This window comes from Nitrospira sp. CMX1 (assembly GCF_054902215.1).
Genome location: NZ_JBUBKD010000034.1, coordinates 1 through 5183, shown reverse-complemented (window position 1 = coordinate 5183; position 5183 = coordinate 1). Strand labels below are relative to the sequence as shown.

The following is a 5183-nucleotide window of genomic DNA, read 5'->3' as shown; positions in this document are numbered from 1 at the left end:
TTCGGGTCATGAATCTTGGCACCGAGAAAACTCTGACAGACCTTGGCGCCGTTCGTGATGGCTTCAGTCGTCATCCAAATGTCGATGCCAAACCGCGCGATATCGGATTCCCAGACGTGCTTTTCGAGGTAGTGTTGAGCAAGATCTCCGGTGAATCCAAAATCTCCTCCGATCGGCTGACGAACTTCTTGGCCGTAGAGGGTGCGAGTCAAGGGATAGGCGATGCTGTTTGTGATGGTCCCGTCGTATTTGTGGCGTCGATAATAGGGTGCTACGTAGTCGTACCCTTCTTTGATGATGGGGCGAAGGAGCAGCTCCATCCATTCGGGCGTGATGCTTCGCACATCCGAATCGACTACGGCACAGGCTTTCACTTTGAGCCGTCGGGCGATCTCAAAAATGGTGCGGAATGCGCTACCTTTGCCGGGGATTCCATGATAGGGCGTCACGATCCGGTGGAGTGTGCTTTGCCGATCGCTGATGAAGAGCGGTTCGAGATCAACCATGGTATGGGCCACAATGGCCGGGGTTTCATCGGTGGAGCCCCCGTCAGAGTTGACCAGGACGGCGCGATATCCATGGAAATATTTGGCTAGGCCTGCGCCGACTGCGCGAACGACATGGCCGATGGTCTTCGCATTGTTGAAGCTGGGAATGCCGACGAGAATGTCGGCATGGTGGACCGCATCCAGCAAATCTTCGGTTTCAGCAGTGAGTGGAATCAGGCCGTTGTTCATCATGAGACAGGCTGCCGTGTTTCGGCTGCGGGATCCCAGGCATGGTCTTGCTCGACCGCATCCATGAGCCGATGGAAGATATCGGGGACGGCGTGGGTCACACGGCTCCAGTTCGAGATCATGGGGACACCCAGCGGGTCTTCAAGAAAACTATCGGTGGCCAGCGTCATTCCGCGCAGAAACACTTCAACCGCGCGACGCTCTTCATGGCGGTCGAAGCGCAGGCTGTTGATCGCCGCATCATTTTCATAGCGGCTAATGGCTTCCTGCGCGGCCTGCAGGTACGTCGCTCGCAAGGTCTTGAGGGTGCTTTCCGACAGGACCAATCCCTCGCTTGCCAGGTTGCGGAAGAGCGATTTGGTGATGTCCACGCACATTTTCAGGAGGCCGGCATCCGGATTATGAGTGGAGAGAGTTTGATGCTTGTGTTCATAGGCATCGGCGATATCGGCTTGGCAGATTCGCCGGAGCGCACAATTCCGGTAGACCTCGGCCAACATGCCCACTTCGAGTCCCCAATCGCCAGGAATACGATTGATCCAGGCTAAGTCTCGTACCATCGCAAATTCGCCGGCCAGCGGGTAGCGGAAACTATCCAGGAACGAGAGGAGGGGATGCGGCCCAACCAGCAATTGTAGACTGCGAATGAGCGGTGTGATGAAGAGCCGGGTCACGCGCCCATGCATCCGGTCCGTCACACGGCTGTAGTAGCCTTTACAGAATTCGTAGGCAAGATTCGGATTGGCGATGGGGTAACAAAGGCGAGCAAGATACTGCCGATCGTAACTCACAATGTCGCAGTCATGGAGCGCGATGACCTGGCTCTGCCCACGGGCCAGGACATAGCCGTAGGCCGTCCAACACCCGCGCCCTTTGCCTTGGTGTCCGATGTCGATCTCGTGTGAGACCAGCACATTCAGGATGGCTTGAATACGAGCGCCGTCGTTCCAGATGACGCGGACTCGTTGAGGGAGTTGGGAAAAGAATTGCTTGGCCAGCCTGAATTCCAAGGCGGAGGCGTGATCCAAGGAGATGACAATTTCATTGATGTAGCGAACGTCGGTCAAAATCTCCACGATGCGTTTGAGCGCCGGGCGCTCCAGTTCCGCATAGAGAGAAGGGAGGACCAGCGCGATCGGAGTTGTCTTCGCGTACCGCTCCAGTTCCTGCTCAAGTTGCTCGGTATTGGGTTGGCCGAGCCGGTGCAGGACGGTGACGACGCCATTTTGATAAAAATCCGACAAGGTGTCCTCGTGATCAGCCTCTGATTATGACTGAAAGCTGATCCGGCATAAAGACGATAAGGCATGCCAGTGTTTATTGTGCCTAGCCGACTCTCACAAAGCAATAGAACAAGTCTGCAGGGGGCGTGCCACTGCGTATTTTGGCGGATGGGCGCACCTGTGGGGACTTTGGGGCAAAACCGGGAAGTGATTCTCCAATAAGGAAATCCGGAGTGTAGGGAAAAGCAGGCAGGCTGGATGGTTTTCCCTATGGCTTATCGGTGGACAGCTTCTTTCCCAGACGTCTGGCTAGGCGGACCATGCCGGGGGAGCGGTCGCTGGGGCTTAAGAGCACGTTCAGCAGATGGAGGCGATTGTGATCGGTCAATGCCGCGGCGAGATGCTGCTGGAATTCTCTCTGGGTACTCACGCGTACACCTTTCCCGCCTCCGATCAGGTCGCAGATTTTTTCGTATTGCCATTCATGCACGTCGTTAAAGGGGCCCTCCAAAATCTCTCGCTCGGTAGAATAGCCACGGTTATTCAAAAGGATGACAATCGGGGATTGCCCATAGCGGACACAGCTAGCCAGTTCTGATCCGGTCATTTGAAAGGCGCCATCTCCTACCAACACGATCGGTCGTAGACTCGGGTCGGCGAACGAGGCGCCTAAGGCTGCCGGGACGGCAAACCCCATCGACGTATAGTAGGCCGGTGACAGGAACTCGAAGCGATGGCGGACATGCAGGTCCGCCGCAGCAAAGAGGGATTCACCCACGTCCGCGATCACGACGGTCTTCTCTGTGAGTACGGTATCCAGATGCCGGAAGAGCCCTTCCAATGTCACGGGGGCGTCCGGGTCCGGATCCGCTGGTGCCGGGACCGTTCTGGCCGGAAGTGTTCGTTGGGAACGCGAAAAAGAGGGGAGCGGCGATCGCACCAGACCTTGAACGAAATCCTGGAACTTGATGGATTCATAGCGGTGGTGTTTGATGGCGACTCGGTCGGCGGTCGCATGGATGGTTCGGCCTTCGGATAACAATGGGGACGTCGCATCCAGATCTTCTACATCGGAGAGGACGGATCCCAGGATCAGCAGACAGTCGGAATCGTTGATGAACTGCTGGACATCTTCTCGAGCGATGAGGCCGCCATACACGCCGACATAGAGCGGATGGTCTTCGCGAATGATCGACTTTCCTAGCAGCGTTGAGGCAATGGGAATATTCAGTTGCTCGACGAGCCGGGTGAGATCATCCTGGAGGCCGAACCGACCGACTTCTGCCCCCACGAGCATGGCCGGGCGTTTGGCCGACGCCAGCATGAGCCGTACTTCACTGAGCGCTTCTTCCAACGCGGCCGGGTCACTTGGTGTATCCTCAATGCACATCGGTCGCATGCCGCCGGTGAGCGGACAATGGACCATGTCCCTGGGAACCTCGATATAAATAGGACGGCGGTAACGCAGCAGGGCGGCAAAGGCCCGGTCCATTTCGCGCTCGGCGGTCAAGGGATCGTCCAGCGTGACTGCGGCAACGGTCATCCGCTCAAAGACTTCCCGTTGCGTCCCGAAGTCGCGGACCATATGATGCAGATAGGGCGTGCGGGTTCGTTCGGACAAACCGGGGGAGCCGGTCAGGAGCACCACCGGCGACCGTTCCGCATAGGCGCAGGCAATGGCGTTGACGGTATTGAGCCCGCCGACGCAATAGGTGACACAGACTGCTCCGATACCGTTAATGCGAGCATAGGCGTCCGCCGAAAACCCGGCGCAGTCTTCCCGTGTGGTTCCGATGTGCCGAATAGGGGAGGCCTCGATCAGTTGATAGAGGGAGAGGACATAGTCGCCGGGGATGCCGAAGATATGTCGGACACCGAGATGGTGCAATCGATCTAAGACGACGGATCCAATCGTTGGTTTGTGATCCATGAGTTCGCTTTCCGTGGAGAGTGAGACGAGCTAGCTTCAAGAAAACATACTGACTTCGGTTCGTCAAGAACAACCGGCCGACACGCGATGTACTGCGGTCAGCGCGTGACCATTCACTTATCAGATGAGGGGCAACCATAGTTATGGGAAATGATAGGACACCGACCGCCCACGTTCGTCTCACGGCTGCACGCGGTCCTGAAAGTCGGCATCTGTGGCTCTATGCCGGACATGTCGGATCGCTCGTCGGTCAGGCAGCCGCTGGAGACCTGGTTGATGTGCTGACCGCCGACGGGAAATTCTATGGACGTGGTCTCTATAATCCCGCCTCGAAAATCCGTGTCCGTCTCCTCACGTTTGAGGATGAGCCAATCGACGAAACGTTCTGGCGCGGTCGAATTCAGCAGGCGATCCGCCTCCGGCAGCGCGTCGTTACACAGTCCAATGCGTACCGGCTGATTTATGCGGAAGGCGATCGACTGCCAGGCTTGATCGTGGATCGGTACGATCAACTACTGGTCATGCAGTGCCTTTCGTTCGGCATGGATAGCCGGAAGGAACTGATCGCGAATGTGCTCATGAAGGAATTGGACATCACGAGCGTCTATCTACGGAACGAGGCCAAGAGTCGTCAACTTGAAGGCTTGCCGCTCGAACGAAGGTTTCTCTCGGGCGGCGGCTCGACGCAAGTTGAGATTCAGGAAGGGCCGGCAAAGTTTCTCGTCGATGTTGAAAAGGGCCAGAAGACCGGCTGGTTTTGCGATCAACGGGAAAACCGGCTGGCTGCCGCCAAACTGGCGGCAGGAGCCGACGTATTAGAAGTATTCTGCCATACCGGCGCATTTGGCATCCATGCCGCGCTGGCCGGGGCTGTATCAGTGGAGGGCCTTGATGTCAGTCAAGACACATTGGCCATGGCTCGAACACATGCCACGATGAACAAAGTGGAGGATCGCTGTACCTATCGGCAGGCCGATGCCTTTGAAGACATGCGCAAGTTGGTGAAAGCAGGGCGACGTTATGATGTCGTGATGCTTGATCCGCCGGCTTTTGCTCGTAGCCAACAGGCCCTGGCCGGCGCGTTGACTGGATACAAGGATGTCAATCTACTGGGGTTGAAACTGCTCAAGCCGGAGGGGTTTCTCGTCACGAGCTCTTGCTCCCACCCGGTTTCTGAAGAGGATCTCTGGAAGAGTATTCGTCTCGCAGCACGCGATGCCAAGCGGGACATTCGCCTGATCGTGCAACGAGGCCAGAGCGCCGACCATCCCATCCTCGCCAGCATGCCGGAGA

The 5183-nt window shown here is 57.0% G+C and carries 4 protein-coding genes; 1 reads left to right on the top strand and 3 read right to left on the bottom strand.

Going from position 1 to position 5183, the window contains the following annotated elements:
• The 3 genes from ACYX34_RS09320 to ACYX34_RS09310 form a co-directional block, all read right to left on the bottom strand.
• Nucleotides 1–740: glycosyltransferase (locus tag ACYX34_RS09320; RefSeq protein ID WP_462076285.1), on the bottom strand; the 740-nt coding region annotated here is incomplete at its 3' end.
• Complete coding sequence (locus tag ACYX34_RS09315; protein ID WP_462076284.1) at nt 737–1981, bottom strand: glycosyltransferase family protein; 1245 nt, start codon at nt 1979–1981, stop codon at nt 737–739. The genes ACYX34_RS09320 and ACYX34_RS09315, both read right to left, overlap by 4 nt.
• Before the next feature lie 247 nt (nt 1982–2228).
• Nucleotides 2229–3890 (bottom strand): alpha-keto acid decarboxylase family protein, encoded by a 1662-nt coding sequence (locus tag ACYX34_RS09310; RefSeq protein ID WP_462076283.1) that lies wholly within the window; start codon nt 3888–3890, stop codon nt 2229–2231.
• 143 nt (nt 3891–4033) lie between these two features.
• Here ACYX34_RS09310 and ACYX34_RS09305 point away from each other — a divergent pair.
• On the top strand, nt 4034–5183 hold a 1150-nt coding region (locus ACYX34_RS09305), incomplete at its 3' end, for a class I SAM-dependent rRNA methyltransferase (protein ID WP_462076282.1).